Annotated in this window: 17 protein-coding genes; 7 read left to right on the forward strand and 10 right to left on the reverse strand. The window is 63.5% G+C overall.

What is annotated here, in order from left to right; genetic code table 11:
• Together EAV90_RS04870 and EAV90_RS04875 are read right to left on the reverse strand one after the other, a co-directional pair.
• Positions 1-954 (reverse strand): ABC transporter permease, encoded by a 954-nt coding sequence (locus tag EAV90_RS04870; protein WP_122405859.1) that lies wholly within the window; start codon positions 952-954, stop codon positions 1-3.
• Between the two features lie 250 nt (positions 955-1,204).
• Positions 1,205-2,863 carry an ABC transporter substrate-binding protein gene (locus tag EAV90_RS04875; protein WP_129142754.1) on the reverse strand — a complete coding sequence of 553 codons (1,659 nt, stop codon included), beginning with the start codon at positions 2,861-2,863 and terminating at the stop codon, positions 1,205-1,207.
• Between the two features lie 199 nt (positions 2,864-3,062).
• Here EAV90_RS04875 and EAV90_RS04880 point away from each other — a divergent pair, with 199 nt between their 5' ends.
• Complete coding sequence (locus EAV90_RS04880) at positions 3,063-4,658, forward strand: ABC transporter substrate-binding protein (RefSeq protein WP_122405861.1); 1,596 nt, start codon at positions 3,063-3,065, stop codon at positions 4,656-4,658.
• A gap of 206 nt (positions 4,659-4,864) precedes the next feature.
• On the opposite strand, the gene EAV90_RS04885 is transcribed toward EAV90_RS04880, so the two are convergent.
• Positions 4,865-7,096 carry a CHASE2 domain-containing protein gene (locus EAV90_RS04885; protein WP_129142755.1) on the reverse strand — a complete coding sequence of 744 codons (2,232 nt, stop codon included), beginning with the start codon at positions 7,094-7,096 and terminating at the stop codon, positions 4,865-4,867.
• A 73-nt stretch (positions 7,097-7,169) separates the two neighbouring features.
• A complete protein-coding gene (locus EAV90_RS04890; RefSeq protein WP_129142756.1) occupies positions 7,170-13,040 on the reverse strand; it encodes a VCBS domain-containing protein in 5,871 nt (1,956 codons plus the stop codon).
• A gap of 618 nt (positions 13,041-13,658) precedes the next feature.
• Here EAV90_RS04890 and EAV90_RS04895 point away from each other — a divergent pair.
• A complete protein-coding gene (locus EAV90_RS04895) occupies positions 13,659-14,390 on the forward strand; it encodes a transglutaminase-like cysteine peptidase (RefSeq protein ID WP_129142757.1) in 732 nt (243 codons plus the stop codon).
• 87 nt (positions 14,391-14,477) lie between these two features.
• Positions 14,478-15,593: a lysozyme inhibitor LprI family protein gene (locus tag EAV90_RS04900; protein ID WP_129142758.1), complete on the forward strand. Its 1,116-nt coding sequence runs from the start codon at positions 14,478-14,480 to the stop codon at positions 15,591-15,593.
• A gap of 237 nt (positions 15,594-15,830) precedes the next feature.
• Here EAV90_RS04900 and EAV90_RS04905 read toward each other — a convergent pair whose 3' ends face one another.
• The 6 genes from EAV90_RS04905 to EAV90_RS04930 all read right to left on the reverse strand — a co-directional run bounded on the left by EAV90_RS04905 (position 15,831) and on the right by EAV90_RS04930 (position 22,623).
• Positions 15,831-17,030: an ABC transporter substrate-binding protein gene (locus EAV90_RS04905; RefSeq protein ID WP_122405866.1), complete on the reverse strand. Its 1,200-nt coding sequence runs from the start codon at positions 17,028-17,030 to the stop codon at positions 15,831-15,833.
• An 80-nt stretch (positions 17,031-17,110) separates the two neighbouring features.
• A complete protein-coding gene (locus EAV90_RS04910) occupies positions 17,111-18,952 on the reverse strand; it encodes an AMP-dependent synthetase/ligase (RefSeq protein WP_129142759.1) in 1,842 nt (613 codons plus the stop codon).
• A gap of 91 nt (positions 18,953-19,043) precedes the next feature.
• Entirely contained in the window at positions 19,044-19,832 is a 789-nt protein-coding gene (locus EAV90_RS04915) for an ABC transporter ATP-binding protein (protein ID WP_129142760.1), read from the reverse strand.
• Between the two features lie 3 nt (positions 19,833-19,835).
• Positions 19,836-20,594, reverse strand: coding sequence for an ABC transporter ATP-binding protein (locus EAV90_RS04920; RefSeq protein ID WP_129142761.1), 759 nt, complete (start codon positions 20,592-20,594; stop codon positions 19,836-19,838).
• Positions 20,591-21,742 carry a branched-chain amino acid ABC transporter permease gene (locus tag EAV90_RS04925; RefSeq protein ID WP_122405870.1) on the reverse strand — a complete coding sequence of 384 codons (1,152 nt, stop codon included), beginning with the start codon at positions 21,740-21,742 and terminating at the stop codon, positions 20,591-20,593. The genes EAV90_RS04920 and EAV90_RS04925 overlap by 4 nt, the downstream gene beginning before the upstream one ends.
• Before the next feature lie 5 nt (positions 21,743-21,747).
• Complete coding sequence (locus EAV90_RS04930; RefSeq protein ID WP_129142762.1) at positions 21,748-22,623, reverse strand: branched-chain amino acid ABC transporter permease; 876 nt, start codon at positions 22,621-22,623, stop codon at positions 21,748-21,750.
• Positions 22,624-22,885: 262 nt separating this feature from the next.
• On the opposite strand from EAV90_RS04930, the gene EAV90_RS04935 reads away from it, so the two are divergent.
• From EAV90_RS04935 to EAV90_RS04950, 4 genes are all read left to right on the forward strand, one after another.
• Positions 22,886-23,635 carry an ABC transporter ATP-binding protein gene (locus EAV90_RS04935; RefSeq protein ID WP_162500655.1) on the forward strand — a complete coding sequence of 250 codons (750 nt, stop codon included), beginning with the start codon at positions 22,886-22,888 and terminating at the stop codon, positions 23,633-23,635.
• On the forward strand, positions 23,632-25,158 hold the full coding sequence (locus EAV90_RS04940) for a permease (protein ID WP_122405873.1): 1,527 nt from the start codon (positions 23,632-23,634) through the stop codon (positions 25,156-25,158). Before EAV90_RS04935 ends, EAV90_RS04940 begins: the two co-directional genes overlap by 4 nt.
• A 78-nt stretch (positions 25,159-25,236) precedes the next feature.
• Positions 25,237-25,491, forward strand: coding sequence for an AbrB/MazE/SpoVT family DNA-binding domain-containing protein (locus EAV90_RS04945; RefSeq protein WP_122405874.1), 255 nt, complete (start codon positions 25,237-25,239; stop codon positions 25,489-25,491).
• Positions 25,488-25,883, forward strand: a complete 396-nt coding sequence (locus EAV90_RS04950; RefSeq protein ID WP_122405875.1) for a type II toxin-antitoxin system VapC family toxin — start codon at positions 25,488-25,490, stop codon at positions 25,881-25,883. The genes EAV90_RS04945 and EAV90_RS04950 overlap by 4 nt, the downstream gene beginning before the upstream one ends.
• Positions 25,884-25,895: the final 12 nt, after the last annotated feature.

Consider the following 25,895-nt stretch of genomic DNA (forward strand, 5'->3'; position numbering starts at 1 on the left):
CTAGCCCCGCTTGATGCGCGGGTCGATCGCGGCTTGGGCGATGTCGACCAGCAGGTTGAGGAAGACGAAGAACAGCGCCAGGATCAGGATCGTGCCCTGCAGCAGCGGCAGGTCGCGCTGGAAGATCGCGGAGTTGAGCAGGAAGCCCGAGCCTGGCCAGGAGAATACGGTCTCGATCAGGATCGAGCCGCCGAGCATGTAGCCGAGTTGAAGCCCCATCACCGCGAGCGCGGTGGGCGCGGCGTTCTTGATGACGTGGCGGAACACGCCGGTTTCGCGCAGGCCCTTGGCCCGCAAGGCTTCGACGAAATCCTGCGAGAGGATGTCGCCGGTCAGCGCACGCACGGTGCGGGTGACGATGCCCATTGGGATCACCGAGGTCGTGATCGCCGGCAACACCAGATATTTCAGGTGCGCCCAGTCCCAGGCCCAGGAATTGGAGCCGCTGGGGCCGGCGCCGACCGCGGGCAGCCAGTTCAGCTGGACCGAGAAGATGATGACGAGCAGCATGCCGAGCCAGTAATGCGGCACCGAGACGCCGGCGATGGCAAAGGAGGTCGCGACCTTGTCGATCCAGGTCTCGCGGAAATAGCCGGCGATCAGGCCGAGCAAAATGCCCATGGTGAAGCCGATGACGGCGGCGGCGATCGCGAGCGTGACGGTGTTGCCGACCGCGCGCATGACCTCGGCCAGAACCGGGCGCCCGGTCGCGATGGAATTGCCGAGGTCGCCATGAAGGGCACGGAGCAGCCACAGCCCGAACTGCACCGGCAGCGGGCGGTCGAAGCCGTAGGCGGCGCGCAGCTGCGCGGCGAGCTCCTGCGACGCGTCGGCCGGCAGCACGGCGACCAGCGGATCGCCCGGCGTGATGTGCACGAGCAGGAAGCAAACCAGCGCCACGCTGATGACGATGGGGACGACATAGACAATGCGTCTGGCGGTATAGGCGAGCACTGGTCTTCTTTCTTCCTTCTCCCCTTGCGGGAGAAGGTGGCATAGGCCGCCTCCGGCGGCCGTTTCTTAAGTCGACGCCGAAGCGAAGCTTCGGCTGCGGCGCCGGATGAGGGGTTCTATCCGCGGATACAGTCGTTACGAACGCGAAAGGGGTGTCCGCGGAAAGAGACCCCTCACCCGGCTTCGCTGTCGCGAAGCCACCCTCTCCCACAAGGGGAGAGGGTGCACGGAGTACCTTGCTAGCGCCTCACTACTGCATCGACACCAGCGAGAAGTCGATGAACCAGCTCTTCGGCTGCACGACGCCTGTCACTTTCGGGCTCATCGCGCGCGGGCCGACGTCGTGGGCGACGTAGAGGAAGGCCGCGTCGTCGACGGAGGCCGCGTGCAACTCGGCGAGCGCGGCGTCACGTGCGGCGGGATCGAAGGTCTGACGCGCCTTCTTCACCAGCTCGTCGAACTTGGGGTTGTTGATGAAGCCCCAATTGTTCGAGACCGGCGGCGCCATGCCCGATTGCAGGAAGCGCACCAGCGCGAAGAACGGGTCCATCGCTGCATAGGTCACGTTGGTCGCGTGTGAGCCGTTGGCGCTGGGATCCTTGGCGCCGCGGCGCCAATTGGTGAACAGCGTATTCCATTCGATGACGTCGAGCTGCACATCGAAATAGCATTCGGCCAGCGCCTGCTGGAGGTACTCGTTCATCGGCAAGGGCTGCATCTGGCCCGAGCCGGACGCAGACGTCTGCGTCTTCACGGTCAGCTTCTTGTTGGGACCATAGCCGGCCTCCTGCATCAGCTTTTGCGCAGCCGCCTTGTCATACGTGATCTGGAAGGTGGGATTGCCGCGCCAGGGATGGCCGGGCTCGAAGGTGCCGGTTGCCGGCACCATCAGGCCGGCGAGCAGGCCGTCCCTGAGGCCTTCGCGATCGACGCAGAGGTTCGCCGCCTTGCGCACGCGGATGTCGTTCCAGGGCGAGCCCTCGACGCGCGAGAACTGCCAGGGCCAGACATGCGGCTGCTCGTTGGCGTAGAGCTTGAAGCCGCGCTGCTTGAGTTCGGGCAGCGCGTCCGGCGCCGGCGCCTCGACCCAATCGACCTGCCCGGAGAGCAGCGCGGCGGTGCGCGCATTCGCTTCCGGCATCGGCAAGAGCACCATCTTGTCGATCTTGGGCACGCGCGCCTTGTCCCAATAGTTCGCGTTCTTGACGAGCTCGAGCCGTTCGCGCGGGGTGAAGCTTGCCATCTTCCACGGGCCGGTGCCCGAGGCGTCCTTGGCGAACGCGGTCCACGCGGCCTGCGACTTCGCCTTGGCATCGGCACCTTCCGCCTTGTCGTAGAAGGCCTGCCACTTCGCCGGGCTCGCCATGAACAAATTGGTGAGGTTGATCGGCAGGAAGCTGTCGGGCTCCTTGGTGGTGAGCTCGACCGTCATGTCGTCGATCTTCTTCGCGGAGGCCAACGTCGGCATGCGCGAGGCCGTGACGCCGACCTGGCTGGCGTCGAATTGCGGCGCGTCTTGCTTCAGCACTTTCTCGACGTTCCACACCACCGCATCCGCGTTGAACGGCGAGCCGTCATGGAAGCTGACGCCGGGGCGCAGCTTGAAGATCCATTTTGTCTTGTCGGCATCGTCGACCTTCCACTCGGTGGCAAGGCCGGGGATGACCACGCTCGCCTTGTCGGCGGAGGACAGATCCCAGCCGGTCAGCGCGTCATACATGGTGAGGCCGGTGAAGCGGTTGCCTTCAAAACCCTGATCGGGCTGGCCCAGGGTGCGCGGAATATCGGCAGCGGTCATGCCGATGCGCAGCACAGTTTCCGCAGCTACCGCGCGTGGCCATGCGGCCGCGCTGCCGAGCGCCAAGAGCGCAATCAGCGCCGCGCGGGTCTTGTTGTTCTTGATAAGCATCGCCTCAGTCCTCTTCCGGCTTTCGATGATTAATTTTGATGCAATCGTATGCAATGGCTATGCCAGGGAGAAACTTATTCTGCAAATTGCCCATGCGGCGACAAGTCCTTGTGATGACGCACCGGCGGAAACGGCGCGCTGCCTATTCTGGCATCAAGATTGCACGTTTGGCTTCGACGTCTCCTGGGAGCTTTGGGCCATGCGTATTCGTCTGTCGACCTGTCTCGCCGTGCTTGCGCTGGCGTTGTCCGCAATCTCAGCGGGCGCCGAAACGGTGGTGCGCTATGGCATCTCGATGGCGGACATTCCGCTGACGACGGGCCAGCCCGATCGCGGCGCCGGCGCCTATCAGTTCACCGCCTACACGATCTACGATCCGCTGGTGGCCTGGGAAATGGATGTGGCCGATCGACCCGGCAAGCTGGTGCCGGGCCTCGCCACCGAATGGAAGGTCGACGATGCCGACAAGACCAAATGGCGCTTTACCCTCCGCAAGGGCGTGAAGTTTCACGACGGCAGCGAGTTCAACGCCGACGCGGTGATCTGGAATCTGGACAAGGTGCTCAACGATAAAGCGCCGCAATTCGACAAGCGGCAGAGCGCGCAGGTGAAGACCCGCCTGCCCTCCGTCGCCAGCTACGCCAAGATCGACGACTTCACGGTGGAGATCACCACCAAGACGGTCGATTCCTTCTTCCCCTATCAGATGCTTTGGTTCCTGGTGTCGAGCCCGGCGCAGTACGAAAAGCTCGGTAAGGACTGGGACAAGTTCGCAAGCCAGCCCTCCGGCACCGGCCCGTTCAAGCTGACGAAGCTGGTGCCGCGCGAGCTCGCCGAGCTCAGCAAGAATCCGGACTACTGGAACAAGAAGCGGATTCCCAAGGCCGACAAGATCGTGCTGGTGCCGATGCCGGAAGCGCTGACGCGCACCAATGCGCTGCTCGCCGGACAAGTGGACCTGATCGAGACGCCGGCGCCGGATGCGGTGCCGCAGCTGAAGGCGGCCGGCATGAAGCTCGTCGACAACGTCACGCCGCATGTGTGGAATTATCACCTCAGCGTGCTGCCGGGTTCGCCCTGGACCGACATCCGCTTGCGCAAGGCGCTGAACCTCGCGATCGACCGGGAGGCGGTTGTCGGCCTGATGAACGGTCTCGCCAAGCCCGCCAAGGGGCAGGTCGATCCGTCGAGTCCATGGTTCGGTAAACCCAGCTTCGAACTGAAATATGACCTGGCTGCAGCGAAGACGCTCGTCGAGGAGGCCGGCTACTCCAAGGCAAAACCGCTGAAGACCACCTTCATCATCGCGCAAGGAGGCACGGGGCAGATGCTGTCGCTGCCGATGAACGAATTCCTGCAGCAGAGCTTCAAGGAGATCGGCATCGAGATCGACTTCAAGGTCGTGGAGCTCGAGACGCTCTATACGCATTGGCGCAAGGGCGCGGCCGACGAGATGAACGCCGGCATCACCGCCAACAACATCGCCTATGTCACCTCGGACCCGCTCTACGCCATCGTCCGCTTCTTCCATTCGGGGCAGATCGCGCCTGTCGGCGTCAACTGGGGCGGCTACAAGAACCCGAAAGTCGACGCGCTGATCGACGAGGCCAAGCAGACCTTCGATAGCGCGAAGCAGGATGAATTGCTGGCGCGAGCGCATGCGCTGATCGTGGATGATGCCACGCTGGTCTGGGTCGTCCACGACACCAACCCGCATGCGCTGTCGCCGAAGATCAAGCACTTCGTGCAGGCGCAGCACTGGTTCCAGGATCTGACGACGATCGGGGTGGAGTGAGGGGCGCCCGAGCACGCGCCTCAATGAACGTGATCGTCGCGGCCTTCGTTGGGGCGACCGCCCGGGGTTATTGCGCACAATCGCCCCAGCAGACTCGTCATTGCGAGCGTAGCGAAGCAATCCAGGATCTTTCCGCAGCGGCAGTCTGGATTGCTTCGCTTCCGCAATGACGGAGTGTGGGCGACTGCGAAGCCCACCCCACATCCCTACTTCGTCAGCAGCGCATATGCCCCGGTCCAGCCCTCCGCCGGCGGATTGACCTGGAAATCCCGGATCCTCGCCTCGTAAAGCCTGAACAGCTTCTCCAGCGTGTCGGCGTCCTCGCTCTTGCGGCCCCGTTCGATCGCATCCAGTGCGCCCTGCCAGTCGCGGCTGCGGTAGCAGCCGAGCATCTCGATGGTGATGTTGCGCAGGCGCTGGAACGCGCCCGAATGCATCACGTCCTCGCGGCCCGCGATGGCGTAGATCACTTCCGGCTCGGTCTTGCCCTTGACCATGATGAAGTCGAGCTCGAGGATCGCGAACTTCTCCTTGGCGGCGAGTGCGGTCCTGGAGCCGACAATGATGGGAAAGCCGTACTCCTTCGACTGGCCTTCCAAGCGCGAGGCCAGGTTCACGCTGTCGCCGAGCACCGAATAATTCTTCTTCAGGTCGGAGCCCATGTTGCCGACCACGCCGATGCCGGTGTTGAGACCGATTCCGACGTTGAGCGGGATGTAGACATGGCCGCCGTCGGCCGCTTCCTGCTCGCGCTCCCTGTTGACGGCATCGATCTTCTCGAGCATCTGGATCGCCGCCTCGCAGGCGTTGACCTCGTGCTCGGCATCGTCGAGCGGCGCGTTCCAGAACGCCATGATGGCGTCACCCATGTATTTGTCGATGTAACCCTTCCGCTCGATGATGACGTCGGTCAACGGCGTCAGGAAGCGGTTCATCAGCGCGATCAGCCCTTGCGGATCATGCTTGTAGCTCTCCGAGATCGTGGTGAAGCCGCGCACGTCGGAGAACATGATCGTCATCTCGCGCTCCTCGCCGCCGAGCACGAGCTTGTCCGGCGACTGCGCCAGCTGCTCGACCAGCACCGGCGACATGTATTGCGCGAACATGCCGCGGATCTGCACGCGCTGGCGCTGCTCGCGGACGAAGCTGGCAAAGATCAGCGTCAGATAGATCGCGGTGGTCGAGAGCAGCGGATAGGTGAAGTCGATGAGATAGCGGTACCGCGCGTAGAAGAACCAGGACACCCCGATGAGGATCGCCGCGAACATCGCGCCGGCAAGCACCAGACGGACGGGGCCGAGATTCGGGGTGAAGATGATGACCAGAATGCCGATGATCATCGCGGTGAGCAATTCGACGCCAAGCGCGTAATTCGGGCGAGAGATCGCTGCGCCGGTCAGCACGCTTTCGAGCACCTGGGCATGAATCTCGACGCCCGGCATGGCCCGCGACACCGGCGTGGTCTTGATGTCGTTCAGACCGACCGCGGAGGTGCCGACCAGCACCAGCTTGCCGGCAAGCTTGCTCGGCGGCACCATGTTGTCGAGGACATCGGCCGCCGAGACGTAGATCGATGGATCTTGCCGGGCATAGTGCACCCAGAGCTGACCGTTCTCGTCGGTCGGAATCTCGACGCCTTTGATGCGGATCGCGCGGATGCCGGTCTTGTCGGTGCGCACCAGCAGGGTTGGTGTTCCCGTGACGACCCGCAGGATTTCGAGGCTGAGCGAGGGCATGATGTTGCCCTGCGCGCGCATGATCATCGGCACGCGCCGGATCAAGCCGTCGCGCTCGATTGGAATACTGAACAGGCCGCGCCCCGCCGCGACCTTCTCGATGACAGGGACGTTGCGGAGCAGACCGGGGAACTCGAACAGGAAACGCTCGGCGTTCTCTTCTCCGACCGTGGCAACGCCGGTGAAGGGCAGCGTCTTGTCGATTTCCGACGTGACCTTCTGCTGCCCCGTCTCGCCCAGCACCACGCGCGAGTGCTTGATCGCGTCGGATAGGATCTGGTCGTTGGACGGCAGCTCGCGCAGCTTGCCGCGGGTGGCGTCATCGAGATAGCGCATCTGACCCGCGACCAAATCCGGATTGAGCCGGTCGGCTTCCGAGAACACCACGTCGAAACCGATCGCCACCGCGCCGTTGTTGGTGAGGTTCTGGATCATGTCGGCGATGCGCGTGCGCGGCCATGGCCACTGGCCAAGCTTGGCGAGGCTCTTGTCGTCGATGTCGACGATGGTGACCGGCCGCGCCGTCTTGTGGCGCGGATCGATCAACTGGAACATGTCGAAGACGCGCAGCCGCAATTCCTGGATCGGCGGCGGATCCCAGAGGCGGGCGCCGGCAAACAGAACCAGCAGCGCAAGGCACATCAGCCGCGCAAAGCCGAACTTCTGGGCAAACCACCGCCGCAGGATATTGAGACGCTTCATAGGGCCTGGATATCACGCTTTTGCGGCGAACGGCAGCGCGGATCGCGTGTGCAGACGCGCGGCGCGCCGGCAATCAGGCATTGAAGATAAAATCGCCGGCCTTGAGGTTCGCGGCAATGACGTTATGCAGCAGCAGGGACTCGTGCTCGATGACAGGCGCCCCCTCGCGCCGAGTGATCTGCTGTTGCCACGTCACCATCGCATCGCCGGACTGCTGGACGATGGTGAGATCGTTGATGGAGCTCACGTCCGAGAACTGGCGCAGGTCGATCTTGTCCACGCCAGTCGTGAAATCGGTAATGGTGTGCGTGAAATCGGTGATCGGCTGAGGGCCATAGCCGATTGAGCCCGGCGAGAACACGAACTGGTCCTTGCCGGCGCCTCCAGTCAGCGTGTCCCCCGTCTCGGTCGCGAAAATGACATCCTTGCCGTCGGTGCCTTCCAGAGTGACGCCTTGGCCGGTGTCGCCCGCCTCGTTGAAGATGAAGTGGACGGTATCGAACAGGCCGGTGGTCTTGTCCGTAACCGTAAGCGTGATCTGATCGGTATTCGGCGGCGTCTCGCCCGGATAATAAGTGACGCCATCCGTGAGGACCGAGTTGATGTCATCGAGGGATCCCCACGCTGCGCCCGGATCGACATTGCTGTCCGGATCATGGGCGGTGACCGCCGTGATCTTGAAGTCATGCGTCGCGGCGTCGGGATCGGTGTCGAGGACCGCTAGATGGGTAATGAGATCAGTGCCGCCCTCGTTGTCGTGCCAGACGTAGAAGTGCGTGGTATCGATGACGGGGCCGCTGTCGTCGTTGGCTCCAGTCAGGTCTACCGTGAGCGTTGCAGTGCCGGTCGCGCCATGCACGTCCGTGGTCTGCACCGTGAAAACATCCGAGTAGGAGCCTTCCGGCAGCGCGTTGATGGCGGCGGCGTTCGGAACGTAGCTGTAGCTGCCGTCCGGGTTGACCGTCAGCGAGCCGTACAGTCCCGTCGCCGTCCCATGACAATCCGCATTGAGGACCGCATAGGTCAGCGTCGCCGTCTCACCGCTGTCGGCGTCGGTCCCGGCGAGGTGGCCGGTGAGGCTAGGGAAGGTGTCGGTCGCAGCCGTGTCCGTGAGCGGGCCGATGTGGAGATCGGCAAGCTTCGGCGCATCGTTGGTGCCGGTGATATTGACGGTGACGACTGCGCCCGCGCCAGCACCATGGGCATCCGACGGAACGATCGTGTATTGCAGCGACAGCGTCTGGCCGGCGGCGAGGAAGTCGAAGGCCTGTCCCTGCGAGTTGAAGGACCAGCTGAACTGCGCGTGAGTGGCGGTGCCGTTCAGGATATCGCCGGACGGAACGGCGAGATAGTTCAACAGCGCCTCATGGGACAGCCCGCCGACATTGCCGGTTTGCGCTATGCCGTCGAGAGAGACCTGCAGCTGGCTGACCGATACCGTGACGTGATCGATCGCGTCGACGTCGGAGACCGCCAGCACACCGTGCGCAAGCTGGCCGGCATTGGTTTCCATGAGATCGGCGATGGTCCCACCCGGGCCGGAGGTGCCGCTCGTCCAGTCCGCATCACCCTCGATTGCGAGGCTCTTGGCAGGGTTGACGGCATTGGAAGCCGTGGTCCCACTGCCGTCGCTGAGCTGATAATACGCTGCAAGGTCCGTCTCACTGCCCGTGAGCGCGGTGAAATCGATCGACTGGATCTGCGCCTGCGTGAGCGCGGTGGTCCAAACGCTGACATCGGCGATCGCGCCGTAGAAGCCTTCCGCCCCGAAGCCCGCTGCGCCCGAGTCGCTCGCGGCACCAATCATCATGTAGGACGCAGACGGATTCGACGGACTGCCGTCGATCGGGTTGACCGTCCATGAGTGCGAATATTCGAGGTGCCCATCGAGATAGAGTTTGAAGGTGTCATTCTCGCGGGTCAGCGCAATGTTGTGCCACTGCGACGCCGTGAGTGCCACGCCGGTATCGGCGATCTGGCGGCCGCCCGCTAGAATCTGCAGCTCCATCGTGCCATCAGTGTTGACGGTGCCGAGGAGACCGAAACCGGTGGTCGAGGTGTTGCCGTTGTAGAACAGGATCTGGCCGTGACCGGCATCTGCTGCGCCGTTCCAGTTGACCCAGCCGTCCAGCGTCACGTCATCGGTGGCCGCAGTCGGCACCTCGCCGACGGCGATCGTCTGGCCGTCGAAATTCATGTAGTCCGACGTCACATAGGAAACCGCCGGCGCATCATTGGTGCCGGTGATCGTGACGGTCACGTCCTGGCTAACCTTGCCGCCATGGTGGTCGTCGAAGGTGACGGTGTAGACCTGAGTGATGGTCTGCCCTTCCGCCAGCGACTGCAGCACGGGATCGTCATTGTCCAAAGTGAAATGCCAGCCCAGCGTCGCGCCGTTGCTGGTGTCATTGCTGGCTTCGGTCACCGACGAATCGATCGAGAATGTGCCGATATGCGAACCGGTCCCGAAGCCCGGCAGATCCGTGCTGACGGACGACGACTTGAACGACCACTCCGCCGTGTGGGTGTCGATCAGGTCGAGGTCCTGGATCGCCAGCGTGCCGCCGGTCGTCAGCGACGCGCCCTCGTCCTCGGTGACCGCGCCCCTCGCCGCGTCGGCATCACTCGTGATCGTCGGCGCGTCGTTGGCACCGTTGATCGTGACGGTGACGTCCTGCGAGACCTGCGCGCCGTGATCGTCGATGAAGGTGACGGTGTAGACCTGGGTGATGGTCTGGCCCTCGGCCAGCGATTGCAGCACCGTATTGCTGTTGTCGAGACTGAAGTGCCAGCCCAGGGTCGCACCATTGTCGGTGTCGGTGTTGAATTCGTGCACCGACGGATCAATCGTGAAAGTGCCGAGCGGCGTGTCATCGTCGAAGCCCGGCAGATGCGCACTTGACGTCGACGACTTGAACACGGCCTGCGCCGTGTGGGTGTCGATCAAATCGAGATCCTGGATTGCCAGCGTGCCGTCGATCGACAGAGTGGCGCAGGTATCCTCGGTGACGCTCCCCGAGGCCGCTGCTGCATCGCTGGTGATCGTGGGCGCGTCATTGGTACCGACGATCGTGACCGTGACGTCCTGGGATACCTGCGCACCGTTGTTGTCGGTGAAGGTGACGGTATAGACCTGCGTGATGGTCTGCCCCTCAGCCAGCGACTGCAGCACCGGATTGCCGTTGCCGAGCGTGAAGTGCCAGCCCAGCGTAGCACCGTTGCTGGTGTCGCTGTTGGATTCGGTCACCGACGGATCGATCGTGAAGGTCCCGAGCTGCGTGTTGCCGTCGAAACCCGGCAAATGCGCGCTCGACGTCGCCGACTTGAACACGGCCTGCGCGGTGTGCGTGTCGACCAGGTCGAGATCCTGGATCGCCAGCGTCCCGCCGGTCGACAGCGTCGCGCCGGCGTCCTCGGTGACGGTCCCCGTGGCCGCGCTTGCATCGCTCGTGATGGTCGGGGCGTCGTTGGTGCCGGTAATCGTGACCGTGACGTCCTTGGTCACCGTCCCGCCGTGATGGTCGTCGATCGTAACGGTATAAATCTGCGTGATGGTCTGGCCCTTGGCCAGCGACTGCAGCACCGGATCGTTGTCGTCGATCGTGAAGGTCCAGCCGACCGACCCGCGGGAGCTGACGCCTGGGCTCTCGCTCACCGGTTCAAGCGCGAACGTGCCGATATGCGAGGTGCCGTCGTTGAATCCGGGCAGATGCACGGTCGAATTCGTCGACTTCAGGACGAAGCTCGCGGTGTGCGTGTCCGTGAGATCAGGATCGCTGAAGGTGATGGTGCCGTTCGCGGTGAGCGTGGCCGCCGCATCCTCGGTCACCGCACCGGTCGAGGTGGTGGAGTCCTCGACGATCGTGGGCACGTCGTTGGTGCCCTCGACGTTGACGTCCGCACCGTTGATGGACACCGTGATCGGCGTGCTGACCACGCCGCCATGTCCGTCATCGACCTGCACCACATAGTTGAGGGTCAGCGTCTCGCCTTCGGCGAGGAAATCGAACAAGTGGTCGGGGACGCTGTAGGTCCAGGTCGCCGAGCCATTGTTGGCGTTCCCCGCGCCCTGCACCACCGTCAGCGGCACCTCGACGGCTGCGATCGCGGCGAGTTGCTGCGGCGTCAGCGTCGCGGTGACGTCGTGGCCTTGCGCATCGAGATATTTGAACGGCTGACTCGACGAGAGCGCCGCGCTGACGATCGGCCGGTCCGTCAGATCGACGTCGGCGAAGGTGACCGTGCCCGTGATGGTGTCGAGGGCCTCGTTGCCGGTCCCGACCTTCTCAATGACGGTTCCGCCCGACGTCGCGACGGTCGGCTTGTCGTTGGTCCCCGTGATCGTGATGGTGATCGGGATGAACGCGGACTCGGGGCTGACTACGAAATTGGTATCGACGCGGACCATGTAGGTCAGCGTCAGGGTTTCGCCGGCGGCCAGGAAGTCGAAGACCTTGTCCGGGATCGTGTAGGTCCAGACCGCCGAGCCGTTGTTGTTGTTGGCTGGGTCGGCAACGACACTGATGTGGATTTGCGTCGCCGCGATATCCTGCTTCTGCAGCGCGGTGAGCGAGCTGGTGACGTCCTGCTGGCCGGCGTTCTTGTAGACATAGTTCGGCGCCTCGGCGAGGCTCATGCTCACCGACGGCCGATCGCCGAGATTTTGATCGACGAATCTGATCAGACCGGAAACCGTGTCGGCATGCGTGTCGCCGGTGGTGTCCGCGCGTTCGGTCAGCGCGAACGCCGTCTTCACATTGCCGCCGAGATCGAAGCTTTGCGCAATCGGCTGGCCGGGAATGCGGACGACGGGCGGCGTGGACGTGCCAGGATTGTCATGTCCCTGCGGATTGAGGTTGACGAACGTCGCGATGACGACTGGGCCGGATCCCGACTTGAACACCAGGTCCTGGCCGAACGGTGTGATCGTGTCGGTGAAGTTCGTGGTCAGCTTGGTGTTGGTGTTGTTGTCGGTGAACTTCAGCGTGAACACGTCCGTGATCAGCTTCTGCACCTCCGGCGACATCAGCGCATTGGAGATCGAGACGTTGCCGCCGCTGATCTGGATCATCTGGCCGGCCTGGTTGACCGTCGCGATCGGCAGCAGTGTGATCTTGTCGAACAGGATGTAGGAGCCCGTCGTGCCATTCGGCTCGACCAGCACCTGGAAGCTCGCCTGCGGCTGCGGATCGCCGCCGCCGGCGGGAACGACGAAGTTGATCTGGGTCAGCACCGCGGTGCCGCGGATGCCCATGGTCGCGACCGGCGTGTCGACCTTCATGTCGCCGTGCTTGGCGGTCTCGCCGGCGACGAAGGTGATGGTGCCCGCAACCAGGCTGAGTAGCGAGGAGTTGCTCGACCCGTTGGGGTCATAGACCATCTCGTTCAGCACCATCCGCGCATTGGAGGACAGGCCGAACACGGTGCCGTCGATGAAGGTGATGCCGAGCGTCGAGTCGGCGCCGGTCGAGACCACGTCGCCCTTCTCGACATTGTCACCGTTGTTCAGGATGACCGAGACGCCGTTGCGGATCGCGGTCGCGCTGCCCACGAGCTTCGTGACATGACCGATGACCTGAGCCGCGGCGGCGCCGGGCGCAGCCTGGGCGATCTGGACGTGGCCGGTGAGGGCGTTGACGATGTCGCCGGTGAGGTGGGCGCCGTCGGGCGAGGCGATCGCGGCGCGCTTGTCGCCCCTGAAATAGTCGTGAACCACGAACTCATGCCCTTCATGGGACAGCACGAGATCGAGGCCGGCGCGCTTGAACTCGCCGTTGAAGATCAGGTTGGGGTCGGGAACAATGAACGCGCCATCAGGCACATGACCATGCGCCTTTGCGATGAAGGGCTTGGCCACAGAGGGATCGGCATGGACATAGGCGAACGCGCTGGAACCCTCGCCGTTCAAGGAGGTCGCGGCGTCAAATTTGCCAGCGTAATTCAACCGGGCACCGTAAAGAGGTTAAAATCTAAGTAAGTATCGACTGCTTAAGCTTGCTTAGCATTACCAAGTCCTTAGCGAAACCGTCTACTGCTTGTGTGATTTCGCGTCACTTGGCCATAACAGCCGCCCCAGGGCGGCGCTTTCCCAGAAAAGGCAAAGTAATATTTCAAGCATTCTGAAGTCGAAACAAGCTTAGATGCACGCATTTCCCGTCACCCCAAGTCATCTATCGTACAGTTGGTTGAACAGATACTTGCGTCATCTTTCCTTCGTGGTGCCCTGCAACATCCTGCGGCAAATACGGGGCCAAATCTGTGAGCTAACTAACAGAACCCGTGAAATAGCGGGCTCTTAGCCATAAGAGGCGGAATCGGCAGCCCCGCAACTTCTGCCTGCAACTGGCTCGATTTCGCGGCAATGAGGCCCTCCTTGTCCTCGAATCGTAAAATTTTACGCAATTCGGGCATGTCCGTTTCAGCCTGTCACCCGGTTTTAGGGCCCGTGCTGGGCGCGTTAAGCAGAACAAAGCGGCCCGCCTCACACTATCTCCGCGAAAGCAACAAAGCCCGGCACGTCGAGATCGAGGATATCTCGCGAAGCCCGGGAAGGGGATGTCAGATGGAGACCGCTGCTCGCTCGCGCGCCTGGCGCGCAATCCTTATCTTGTGCGGCTTGGTCCTGCTCGGATCGGCCGCCGAGCTTCGCGCCGGCACGCTGCTGTCGCCGGGCGCCGGCGTCCTCGTGCGCAAATCCGCCGAACCGTTCGGCGTATTCGCCTTCGCCATCTCGTCCGGCAGCCTGCAGCAGAAATGGTCCGCACTGAGGGACAAGTTCGACGACGACATGGTGCAGCTCGCACTGTGCGACGGCGACCGCGACAATTGCGCGTCCCCGGCGGCCTTGAAACTGCTCGCCATCGTTGACCAGGCCCGCGCCCGCGACGGCCGCGCGCGCCTTGGCGAGACCAACCGCGCCATCAACCTCGCCATCCACGCCGCCAATGACGGCACCGACGACGTCTGGAGCTCGCCGCTTGCGACCTTCGCGCGTGGCGCCGGCGATTGCGAGGATTATGCCATCGCCAAGCTGGCCGCGCTGCGACTGGCGGGCGTTGCCGCTGAAGACCTCCGCATCGTCGTGGTGCGCGACGTCAGGGCCGGCGAGGAGCACGCGATTGCCGCAGCGAAGCTCGACGGCCAGTGGCTGATGCTCGACAATCGCCGCATGACGATGGTCCGGGACGACGCGACGCGGAGCTATCAGCCGCTGTTCGTGCTCTACCGGTCGGCGGTGATGAAGTATGTCGACGAACCGGTGCAGGTCTCGATGGCGGCCGGCGAGGCGCGCTGATCACCTCGGCTGCACTCCCAACACAAACCCATTTCGCCGCGCGATCCCAGACGCTAGCATGGCGCCTTCCATGCGGGGGCGACTGGAATGCGATTCATCGTGCTGTCTGTGCTTGCGCTGCTGGCGTTCTCGGCGGCGCCCGCGTCCGCGCAATCCGACCGCTCGGTCGCCGAGAGGCTGCCGCTGTTTGCCAAGAACAACTGCCAGCAGATTCGCGATCCCGGCAACCAATTATTCTGCGCTGACGCCGAGCTTGCCGCCGCCGCCGAGAATCTGAGCATCGCGATCGAGGCGCGGCTCGCCCGCCTGCCCGATCGCCTGCCCGCAATCGAGGAGAATGCGATCTGGATCCGCCAGCGCAACCTCAGCTGCGGCATCGTCGGCCAGACCGCGATCCGCGCCGACGAATTCGACCGGGTGAAGGGGTGCCTGCTCAAGGTCACCGAAGAGCGCGCCGCTATCGTGCGCGACCCTGATTTCGACTGCCTCGCGGCCAATACCGCGGCGGGCGCGCTGATCTGCGCCGAGCCGTCGCTGGCGCTTGCCGAAACCGAGCTCAACGGCCAGGTGCTCGGTCTGATCGGCAAGCTGGACCCGACCGCCGCGCGCTTTGCCTTCGCCGAATATGGAAGGTGGACGCGAGAGCGCGACCGCAAATGCAATCTGGTCGGCAAGGAGAACGTGCCGCTGCAAGAGCTGGAATCCGCGGAGGACTGCCTCGCCGACCATTTGAAGCGCAAGAGCGACGAAATCCGCGCGGCGAAGGGCGATCCCAAAAAAGTGTTCGGCCGGCAGGTCGCGGCCCGTTCGCCCGACACCGACGCCGTCGATTTCTGCGCCGCGCGAATCCATGCGGCCAATTCCTGCGGCAACTTCCTGCGCATCAACCGCGTCTATGCGCTCGACAGCCAGGTGACCGAGCAGGAGGCGCAGGTCACGGGCGAGATCGAGATGGCCGTGCTGGCGCCCTTCACCATGTGCAGCAAGGTCGCCTCCACCTGCACCGGGACCTGCTGGGACGCGAGGACGGGTCGTCCGCAGCCGGGAGCCGGCAACAAGGAGCGCTCCGCAGAAGCCTTCAACGTCACGCGCCGCCTGCGGATCCAGCGAACTTTCGCCTTCGTGAAAGCCGCCGACGGCTGGCGCTGCCGTGAGGACGAGCTGGCCCCGGTGAATTCGGGGACGGCAGGCGGGGGGTCGTAGCAGGGCTATCGCATTTGAGCGCTTTTCTCTGCGGCCATCCTTCGAGACGCCCGCTTAAGGCGGGCTGCTCAGGATGAGGACGGAGTGCGCGGCGCCAGTTTCAACGGCACTGACGCCGATTGGCCTCATCCTGAGGAGGCGCGTAAGCGCCGTCTCGAAGGACGAGGCGTGCGCGCAGGCCGCCGCAACGAGTCATATGCGATAGGCCTGCCGCAGGCGGGGAGAGGCGAAGAAGCATCAAAACATCAGATTGTCCTTCACCAGCACCCAGCGGCCGCCCTTGACCTGCTGCACCTGGGTGATGGTGTTGGCAAGATGGTCGGTCTTGGAGAACTTGGTCGGCGGCGAGTTGAAGATGTCGAGGAATTTCTCGCCCGACTCGAGCGCGTCCAGCATCTTCTGACCAGTGAGATCCTTGCCGGCCTTGCTCGCGTAGAACGCAAACGTCATCATCGCATTGTAGCCGATGATGGCCTGCGTGTTGGCGTCCGTGCCGAACATCTTCTTGTAGTTGACGAGCCAATCCTTCACTTTGCCCTTGGCCGTGTCCTCATAGGGAATCTCGAAGCCGCTGGCGGCATAGAGACCCTCGACGGCGTCCTTGCCCAGCGCCGGAACCTCCATCACGTTGGTGGGGGTGGCGCCGAGGAAAGTGACGTCCCAGCCGAGCTTCTTGGCTTCGGTCATCGCCCCGATGGTCTCGCGCAGCACGGTGCCGAGCACGACGAGGTCGCAGCCATCGGATTTCATCTTGGCGACCTGGGCGCTGAAATCGGAGGCGCCGCGCTTGTAGCTCGTGATCGAGGCCGGCTGCACCTTCATGGCCGTGAGCTGCTGGTTGAAGCCGTCGAGCACGTTCTTACCGTACTCATCATCCTGATGCATGATGCAGGGCTTCCTGAAATTCTTCCACTCCATCATGTATTTCAGCGCGGCCCGCGTGCTCTCGACGTAGGGCAGCAGATTGTTGAACTTCAATCGCTCCTGCGGCTTGGCCGGATCGAATTTGAAGGTGAACTCGGCCGCCGTCAGCGGGAAGAGCTGCAGGACGCCGGCGTCGAAGAGGATGTCCTGCGCGGCGAGCACTGTCGGCGATCCCATCGGCCCCACCATCGCGAAGATCTTGTCACGCTCGATCAGTTTCTGCGAAGCCAGCACGGCCTTTTTCGGATCATAGCCGCTGTCCTCGACGACCAGTCGAATCTTGCGGCCGTTGATTCCGCCGGATGCGTTGATCTCCTCGGTCGCCATCTTCATGCCGTTTGCGACCGGGACGCCCCACCCCTTGATCGGGCCCGACAAATCCTGGTGAGTGCCGATGACGATCTCGGTCGCCGAGATGCCCTCGTTGGTGACCTTGGTTTGCGCTCCGGCCGGCAGACAGGTGAGCACCACGGCACTCACAGCAAGGCCGAATGCGCTGAACGATTTCGACATCGACGTCTCCTCTCCTAAAGGCCCGTGTTGGACGAAGGGCGAGGGCCACAGCCCCTTCGCTTCTCGACTAGGCAGACGCGTCACGCCACCTCACGCTCGCGATACATCGCTTCGATCTCGGCGGCGTAGCGCTTGTTCACGAAGCCGCGCTTCAGCTTCATGGTCGGCGTCAGCTCCTCGTCCTCCGGGGTGAGCTGGCGCTCGATCAGATAAAACTTCTTGATGGTCTCGACACGGGCGAAGTTGCCGTTGACCTGCTCGATCTCGCGCCCGATCAGGTCGTGAATCTCCCTCGCGCGGCACAGGCTCGCATAGTTGGTGAAGGGAATGTCGTGATCCTGGGCGAACTTTTCGACGTTCTCCTGGTCGATCATCACGAGGCAGGTGAGATAAGGCCGCTTGTCGCCGACCACGACCGCGTCCGAGATATAGGGTGAGAATTTGAGCTGGTTCTCGATCTCGGACGGCGTGATGTTCTTGCCACCGGAGGTGATGATGATGTCCTTCATCCGGTCTGTGACGCGGACGAAGCCCTCATTGTCGATGGTGCCGACGTCGCCGGTGTGCAGCCAGCCGCGAGAATCGATGGTTTCCGCGGTCTTCTCCGGCTGGTTCAAATAGCCCATGAACAGGAAGTCGCCCTTGATCAGGATCTCGCCGTCGGGCGACAGCGCGACCTCGCCCCAGGGCACGGCGGTGCCGACCGAGCCGAGCTTGATCCTGTCCGCGGGCATCATGGTGGCGACCCCGCAATTCTCGGTCTGGCCGTAGACCTCGTGCATGTCGATGCCGAGCGCGAGATACCAGCGGATCAGCTCGGGTGCGATCGGCGCTGCGCCGGTGAACGCAATGCGACAGCGGCGGTCGAGCCCGATCATGCGGCGAATGTTGCGGAAGGCGACCAGGTAAGCGATGCGGTTGGCGATGCGTAGCGACAGCGGCGGCGCTCGGCCCTCGAGCCTGTAGTCGACCATGCGATAGCCGATGCCGATGGCGCGGCGATAGACCCATTGCTGCAGCGGCGTCGCATCCTTCAGCGCGATGGTGATGGCGGAGTAGAATTTTTCCCAGATCCGCGGCACCGCGAGGAAGGCGGTCGGCTGCACCTCGCGCAGATTGTCCGGCACGGTTTCCGGGCTCTCGGCGAAATTCATCACCGAGCCGAGCGCGACCGAGATGTAATAGCCACCGACGCGCTCGGCGACGTGGCAGAGCGGCAGGAAGACCAGCCGGTCCTCGTCCTCTCGCGCCGGGATGAAGTCGTTGGCGTGCCGCATCTGGTGGGTGACGCTGCGGTTGGCGTGCATCGCGCCCTTGGGCGGACCGGTCGTGCCGGACGTATAGACGAGGATCGCGAGATCGCCGGCGCTGCGGCTGTCGATCATCTCCTGCCACAGCGCTTCGCGGCCGACCATGTGGTTGCGGCCGAGCGCGCGAAACTCGTCGAGCGACATCACCATGTCGTCGGAGAAGCCGCTGAGCCCCTCCATGTCGAACACGATGATCTTCTGCAGGGACGGACACCGCGCGCGGCAGGTGAGGATCTTGTCGAGCTGCTCCTCGTCCTCGGCGAAGATCACCTTGGTGCGGGAATCGTTGACGAGATACTCGACCTGGGATGGGGAATCGGTCGGATAGATTCCTGAGGAGACACCGCCGGCGCACAATATCCCCATATCGGCGTAGACCCATTCGGGCACGGCATTGGCGATGATGGAGGCGACGTCGCCGGGCAGGAAGCCGATGGCGCGAAGCGCGTAGGCGATCTCCTTCGATATCGCGAGCCATTCGCGCCAGCTGGTCGGCTGCCAGATGCCGAACTTCTTCTCGCGGATCGCAGGCCGATCGCCCCGCGTCTCGGCGGCGCGCAGAAAGCTCTTTGCGATCGTATCAGCGACCGTCAGCACCGCCGGTCGGACCATGCGCCTCTCCTCCCTGTCGCCTGCCTCCGCTGCCTGCCTTGCCGGCGGTCTATGTTGCGGATGAGGAGCTCATCTTACTGCCAGCTCTTCCTCACCGCCATGTCTTCTTCTTTTTCCAGCGCCGCTCGCCGCGTGCGCCCGCTTCCTTGGCGCCAAGGTAGAATTCCTGGATGTCCTGGGAATGCATCAAGCGGTCGCAGGTGTCGTTCATCACGATGCGGCCGATCTCCAGGACATAGCCGTAATGCGCCGTCTCCAGCGCGACTTTGGCGTTCTGCTCGACCAAAAGGATCGACATGCCCTGCTCCTCGTTGACCCGGCGGATGATGGTGAAGATCTCCCTCACCAGTAGCGGCGACAGACCGAGCGAGGGCTCGTCAAGCAGCAGCAGCGTCGGCCGGTTCATCAGCGCGCGTCCGATCGCCAGCATCTGCTGCTCGCCGCCGGAGAGCTGACCGGCCGGCTGGTCGATGCGCTCCTTCAGTCGCGGGAAATAGCCGTAGACGCGCTCCAGATCCTCCACGACGCCATCGCGGTCCTTGCGCGGATAGGCGCCCATCATCAGGTTCTCGCGCACGGAGAGGAACGGAAACACCTCGCGTCCTTCCGGCACATGGCTGAGGCCGAGCCGCACGATCCGGTCAGCCTCCATGCGCTGGATCGGCTTGCCCATGAACTCGATCGTCCCCTTCTGCGGATCGAGGATGCCCGAGATCGTCTTCAGCACCGTGGTCTTGCCGGCGCCGTTGGCGCCCAGCAGCGTGACGATGCGGCCGCGCGGCACCTCCAGCGAGATGCCGCGGATCGCCATGATCGGCCCGTAATAGCTCTCGATGTTGGAGAGCTTCAGGATGATGTCCGGGGTCACCGCGGCTTCCATGCGTCAGGCTCCCAGATACGCCGCGACGACGTCGGGGTGCTCTTGCACCTCGGCGGGCGAGCCCATGGCGAGCACCCTTCCATAGTTCAGCGCGATGACGCGATCGGAGACGCGGTTCACCAGCGACATGTCATGCTCGACCATCAACACGGTGACGCCGAGCTCGCTCTTCATGTCGCGGATCCAGAACGACATGTCGTCGGTCTCCTCGACGTTGAGGCCGGAGGACGGCTCGTCGAGCAGGATCAGCTTCGGCTCGGAGCACAGGGCGCGCGCCAGCTCGATCACCTTGCGCACGCCGTAAGGCAGGCCCGAGATCAGCTTGTCGCGATAGGGTTCCAGATCGAGGAATTCGATCACCTGCTCGACCCTGCGGCGATGCACCTTCTCGTTGGCACGTACGCTCGGCAGGAACAGCAGCTCCTGCCAGAGCTGCGTGGTGGAATGGCGGTGACGCCCGACCAGCAAATTCGACAGCACGGTCGCGTTCTCGAACAGCTCGATATTCTGGAAGGTGCGGGCGATGCCGAGCTTGGCGATGTCGTAGGGCGGCTGCTCGGTGATGTCCTGGTCCTCGAAGAAGATGCGGCCCGAGGTCGGCCGGTAGATCCGCGAGATCAGGTTGAAGATCGAGCTCTTGCCGGCGCCGTTCGGCCCGATGATCGAGAGGATCTCGCCCTTCTCCACCGCGAACGAGACCGCATCGACCGCCTTGAGGCCGCCGAAATGCAGCGACAGGTTCTCGGCGCGAAAATAGCTCATCGGTTGCGCTCCGACTTCACGTAGATCTTCTGCCGCTTGAAGGTGGCGCGCTTGTAGAGCGGAAACAGCTGGAAGAAGAGCTTGATCTTCAGCCAGCGGCCGTAGAGCCCGAGCGGCTCGAACAGTACGAACAGCACGATGATGATGCCGTAGATCGCTCCCTTCAAACCATTGAGCGAAGCGAAAGCCGCGGCGTTCGACTGGATATTTCCCGCAGTCGCCGGGCTCGCGCCGAAGGTTGCGGCGATGCCGGCGATGATGCCGGGCATGTCGTCCTTGAGATAGGTCAGGAACGGATCGATCATCACGATGAAGATCGCACCCAGCACCGCACCGTGCAGGCTGAAGGTGCCGCCGATCAGGATCACGATGATGAACTCGATCGAGAGCTGCAGCGTGAACATCTCCGGCGAGATGAAGGAGAGCTTGTGCGCGAACAGCACGCCGGCAAAGCCGGTGATCGTCGCCGAGATCGCGAACGACTTGACCTTGTAGAGCGCGACATTGACGCCCATGCTGCGCGCCGCCGTCTCGGAGTCGCGGATTGCGACGAAGGCGCGGCCCGTCGGCGAACGTAGGAGATTGAGCGTGCCGACGATGGTCAGCACCAGCACGGCTAGACAGAGGTAATAAAATGTCGGGCTGTCGCGCGGCACGGTGACGCCGAGCAGCGACAGCGTCTTGACCCGCATGCCTTCATTGCCGTTGGTGACGCTCTCCCATCGCGCCAGGATCTCCTCGACGATCAGGGCAAAGGAGATGGTGGCGATGACGAGATAGATGCCGGTCAGGCGCAGGGCGGGAAAACCGACCATCGCGCCGATGATGCCGGTCGAGGCTCCGGCGGCGAGGAAGTAGACCGGGAACGGCACGTTGTACTTCTGCAAATAGGCCGCGGTGTAGGCGCCGATCGCGAGGAACGCGGCGTGGCCGAGCGAGGCCTGGCCGGTGAAGCCGGTCAGGATCAGCAGCGCCACGCCGACGGTTGCATAGATGCAGACGAACACCAGCTGGCTCATCAAATAGCTGGAGAGCACATAGGGCGCGATCAGCAGCAGCGCGAGCAGGAGGCCGTAGGAGATGATGTAACCCGAATGCGGGAACAGCTTGATATCGTCCTCGTAGTCGGTCTTGAACAGGAAGCGCATGATGTTCAGACCTTCTTGCGGACGTGAAGGCCGAACAGGCCTTCGGGCTTCAGGAGCAGCACGGTCAGCAACACCACGTAGGGCGCGACGTCCTTCCAGCCCTCGGGCAGGTAGAAGCCGGCCATGCTCTCGATCACGCCGATCAGGACGCCGCCGACCACGGCGCCCGGGATCGAGCCGAAGCCGCCGAGCACCGCGGCGGGAAACGCCTTCAGGCCAAGCACGAGGCCGACATTGGAGTGAATGAAGGTGATCGGCGCCAGCAGCACGCCGGCGCAGGTCGCGACCGCCGCGCTGATCGCCCAGACGACCGACACCACGCGCTTGACCGGGATGCCCATATAGTAGGCCGCCAGCATGTTCTCGGAGCTGGCGCGCATCGCGGTGCCGAGCATGGTCTTGTTGAAGAACAGCCACAGCAGCGCGCACAGGATCATCGTCGCCGCGATCACCGAGAGCTTGTCGTAGGCGAGCACCAGCGAACCCATGCGGAGCACGCCCTGGCTGAACGGCGTCTCGATCTTCAAATCGTCGGTGCCCCAGATCATGCCGGCGACCGAGCGCAGGAAATAGCCGAGGCCGATCGTGGCCATGATGATCGAGAATTGCGGGTAGCCGAGGATCGGCCGCACCACCACGCGCTCGGCCAGCATGCCGAACAGCGCCATCGTGGCCACTGCACCGGCAAAGCCGATCCAGTAGTTCAGGCCCATCATCCCGATGAAGGTGAAGGCGAAGAAGCCGCCCAGCATCATCAGATCGCCCTGGGCGAAGTTGACGACCTCGGTGGCCTTGTAGACGAGCACGAAACCGAGTGCGATCAGGCCGTAAACGCAGCCGAGCGCAACACCGCTGACCAGCTGCTGAACGAAATCCAGCATCGCCGCGCATCCTCCCGATGCAACCGGCGGTTCTTCGTGACCACCTTGCCGCATCTTGTGTCCAGTCGCTACGCAGTCGTTTCGCTGCGTTAGCGCCATTTGTCCGGCATCAATTCAGCCTGAACGCCCGCGCGCTGTCAACAAACGGTGACTTGCCTTTAGTCCAACCCGGATGGCGGAATTTGTCGGCCGTAAATTCACGGTGCCGAAACATCTTCAAGTCAAGGTCGCGGGCGATGCAAAACCGGATGGTATGGCCGTCATGAAGCCGGGCAACTCGGCGCTGGAAGTTCGAGGGTTAACGAAGCGTTTTGACCGCCTGGCGGTCGACAGCCTCGATCTCACCATTCACGCCGGCGAATTCTACGCCCTGGTCGGCCCCAACGGCGCCGGCAAGACCACCAGCTTGCGCATGGTTGCGGGCCTGCTGCGGCCCGATGCCGGCGCGGTCTCGATCTTCGGCACCGATGCGCTGGAGAATCCCACCGCCGCCAAGCAGGTGATGGCCTGGGTCTCCGACGAGCCCATGATCTACGACAAGCTGACCCCGCTCGAATATCTCGAATTCGTCGCGGGGCTCTGGGGCATCGCCCCGTCGGCCTCGGAACCGGTCGCGGAAGAGCTGCTCAGCTCGCTCGGGCTCGAGGCGCACCGGCACGAGCGCTGCGAGGGCTTTTCCAAGGGCATGCGCCAGAAGGTCGCTCTCGCGGGAGCACTGGTGCACGATCCCCGCCTCATCATCCTCGACGAGCCGCTGACGGGGCTCGATGCCGTCTCCGCCCGCCACGTGAAGGGCCTGCTCAGCGCGCGCGTGCGTGCCGGCTGCACCGTGATCATGACCACGCATATTCTCGAGGTCGCCGAGCGCATGGCCGACCGCATCGGTGTGATCGCGTCCGGGCGCCTGGTCGCCGAGGGCACGCTCAGCGAGCTGCGCCAGCGGAATGGCCATGCCGACACCAGCCTGGAGGATCTCTTCATCGCGCTGGTGACGCTTCAGGCTGCGGCATGAGCTCGGCAACCGCGCTGTCCTGGTTTGCCCGCCACGAGCTGCGGCTCGCCTGGCGCGAATGGGTCGCCATGATGACGGGCGGCCGGCGCAAACGTACGCGCGCTGCCGTGATCGGCCTCGTCTGCTTCGCCGCGCTGCTGCACCTGCCGGCCTGGGCAGTGATCGGCCGTTTCGCCGACCTGCAGCTGCCGCTCGACAAATCCTCGCTGATCGTGATTTCGGCGACGATCTTTCTCGCCTGGACCTTGATGCTGTCGCAGGCGATCGAATCGGTGACGCGGGTGTTCTACGCCCGCGCCGATCTCGACCTGATCATGTCCTCGCCGGCGACCTTGGCCAATCTGTTCTCGGTCCGCATCGCCGCGATCGCACTGACCGTCACCGTGCTCGCGCTGCTGTTCGGGACGCCCTTCATCGACGTTCTCGTGATCGGCGGCGGCGTGCGCTGGCTCGCCGCCTTCGGCGTCGTCGTTGCGATGGGCCTGTCGGCCGCGGCGATCGCCATCGCCGTCACCATTCTCCTATTCCGGCTGATCGGCCCGGCGCGAACGCGCCTGATTGCCCAGATCCTCGCCGCGATCATCGGCGCCGGTTTCGTGATCGCGCTTCAGATCGCCGCGATCATCTCCTACGGCACGTTGTCGCGCTTCACCATCCTGACCTCGGGGAGCCTTGCCGCCTACGCGCCTGATATCGGCAGCATCTGGTGGTGGCCGGCCCGGGCAACCATGGGCGACAGCGAGGCGCTGCTGCTGCTTCTCGCGCTCGCTCTGGTGCTGCTCGGAAGCGTCATGGCGATATTCTCGCATCGATTCGCCGACACCGCGATCGATGCGGCGGCGTACGGCACGTCCGGCCGCGTCCGCGCCACGGAGCGCCCGTTCCGCGGCGGATCGCGCCAGCAGGCGCTGCGGCGCAAGGAATTCATGCTGCTGTGGCGCGATCCCTGGTTGATCTCGCAGACATTGATGCAGCTGCTCTATCTGGTGCCGCCGGCGCTGCTGCTCTGGCGCAATTTTGCCGAAAGCTCCGCGGCTCTGACGCTGATCACGCCCGTGATCGTGATGGCGGCGGGACAGCTCGCCGGCGGGCTCGCCTGGCTGACGATCTCCGGCGAGGACGCCCCCGACCTGGTCGCAACAGCACCGTTGACGCCGTCCAGCGTCATCCGCGCCAAGATCGAGGTGGTGCTGATCGCAATCGCAGTCATCTTCTGCCCACTGGTCGGAGCGCTGGCCTTCGCCTCGCCGCTCCAGGCCGCGGTGAGTGCCGGCGCGATCATCGTCAGCGCGGCCTCGGCGGCCGCGATCCAGCTCTGGTTCCGGGTGCAGGCAAGGCGCAGCCAATTCCGCCGCCGCCAGACGTCTTCGCGGCTTGCAACCTTCGCCGAAGCCTTCTCCTCGATCGGTTGGGCCGCGACCGCCGCGCTGCTGCTCGCCCTGCCGCTGGCCGGCCTCATCAGCGGCCTGATCACCGCGAGCCTCGTCGCCCTTACCTGGAAGTTCAGCCCCAGGCGGGAGTAAGAGCGGGAGTGGGGGCCTACTCACTTGAAAGTAAGGCTAAATCGCCTTACTTATCGGGGAGCAAGGATTGAGGCTCCGATGAGTACGCTCACTGTCACGGCAAAGGGGCAGGTTACGCTCCGGAAGGATCTCCTGGAACACCTCGGTGTACATCCGGGCGACAAGATCTCGATAGAAAAACTTCCTGGGGGACGAGTTGAGGTGAAAGCCGCTCGACCAACCGGAAAGATTTCGGATGCCTTCGGCTTCCTGAAAGGGAAAACGAACAATCGATCACTGTCGATCGAGGAAATGAACGAGGTCATTGCTGACGCTTGGGCCGGTAAGCGATGAAGATAACACCCGATACCAATGTCCTGGTGCGGGTTCTGGTCGAAGATCACGCCGAACAGAGCAAGGTGGCCGAAGCCCTTCTCAAGAAGGCAGACCTCATAGCCATTTCGATCCCCGCATTATGCGAGCTGACCTGGGTTCTCTCTCGAGGCTACAAGACTTCGGCTGCCAATATCGCGGCTTCGATCCGGCACTTAATCAATGCCTCCAATACGGTTGTTGACCGGCCCGCAGCCGAGGCCGGATTGGCGTTCCTTGATGCCGGGGGTGATTTCGCCGATGGTGTCATCGCCCACGAGGGCAACTGGCTTGGAGCCGATACCTTCGTCTCTTTCGACAAGAGGGCCGTGAAACTGATCGAGGCAAGCGGCGGATTGGCGCGAATACCCTAGCGCGCGATCCTG

The organism is Bradyrhizobium vignae, from assembly GCF_004114425.1.
GTDB classification, from domain to species: domain Bacteria; phylum Pseudomonadota; class Alphaproteobacteria; order Rhizobiales; family Xanthobacteraceae; genus Bradyrhizobium; species Bradyrhizobium vignae.

What these genes read in the sequence shown, in the direction of transcription:
- EAV90_RS04875 (WP_129142754.1), bottom strand. Translation starts at nt 2,863, where the DNA reads ATGCTTATCAAGAACAACAAGACCCGCGCGGCGCTGATTGCGCTCTTG.
- EAV90_RS04880 (WP_122405861.1), top strand. Translation starts at nt 3,063, where the DNA reads ATGCGTATTCGTCTGTCGACCTGTCTCGCCGTGCTTGCGCTGGCGTTG.
- EAV90_RS04885 (WP_129142755.1), bottom strand. Translation starts at nt 7,096, where the DNA reads ATGAAGCGTCTCAATATCCTGCGGCGGTGGTTTGCCCAGAAGTTCGGC.
- EAV90_RS04895 (WP_129142757.1), top strand. Translation starts at nt 13,659, where the DNA reads ATGGAGACCGCTGCTCGCTCGCGCGCCTGGCGCGCAATCCTTATCTTG.
- EAV90_RS04900 (WP_129142758.1), top strand. Translation starts at nt 14,478, where the DNA reads ATGCGATTCATCGTGCTGTCTGTGCTTGCGCTGCTGGCGTTCTCGGCG.
- EAV90_RS04905 (WP_122405866.1), bottom strand. Translation starts at nt 17,030, where the DNA reads ATGTCGAAATCGTTCAGCGCATTCGGCCTTGCTGTGAGTGCCGTGGTG.
- EAV90_RS04910 (WP_129142759.1), bottom strand. Translation starts at nt 18,952, where the DNA reads ATGGTCCGACCGGCGGTGCTGACGGTCGCTGATACGATCGCAAAGAGC.
- EAV90_RS04915 (WP_129142760.1), bottom strand. Translation starts at nt 19,832, where the DNA reads ATGGAAGCCGCGGTGACCCCGGACATCATCCTGAAGCTCTCCAACATC.
- EAV90_RS04920 (WP_129142761.1), bottom strand. Translation starts at nt 20,594, where the DNA reads ATGAGCTATTTTCGCGCCGAGAACCTGTCGCTGCATTTCGGCGGCCTC.
- EAV90_RS04925 (WP_122405870.1), bottom strand. Translation starts at nt 21,742, where the DNA reads ATGCGCTTCCTGTTCAAGACCGACTACGAGGACGATATCAAGCTGTTC.
- EAV90_RS04930 (WP_129142762.1), bottom strand. Translation starts at nt 22,623, where the DNA reads ATGCTGGATTTCGTTCAGCAGCTGGTCAGCGGTGTTGCGCTCGGCTGC.
- EAV90_RS04935 (WP_162500655.1), top strand. Translation starts at nt 22,886, where the DNA reads ATGAAGCCGGGCAACTCGGCGCTGGAAGTTCGAGGGTTAACGAAGCGT.
- EAV90_RS04940 (WP_122405873.1), top strand. Translation starts at nt 23,632, where the DNA reads ATGAGCTCGGCAACCGCGCTGTCCTGGTTTGCCCGCCACGAGCTGCGG.
- EAV90_RS04945 (WP_122405874.1), top strand. Translation starts at nt 25,237, where the DNA reads ATGAGTACGCTCACTGTCACGGCAAAGGGGCAGGTTACGCTCCGGAAG.
- EAV90_RS04950 (WP_122405875.1), top strand. Translation starts at nt 25,488, where the DNA reads ATGAAGATAACACCCGATACCAATGTCCTGGTGCGGGTTCTGGTCGAA.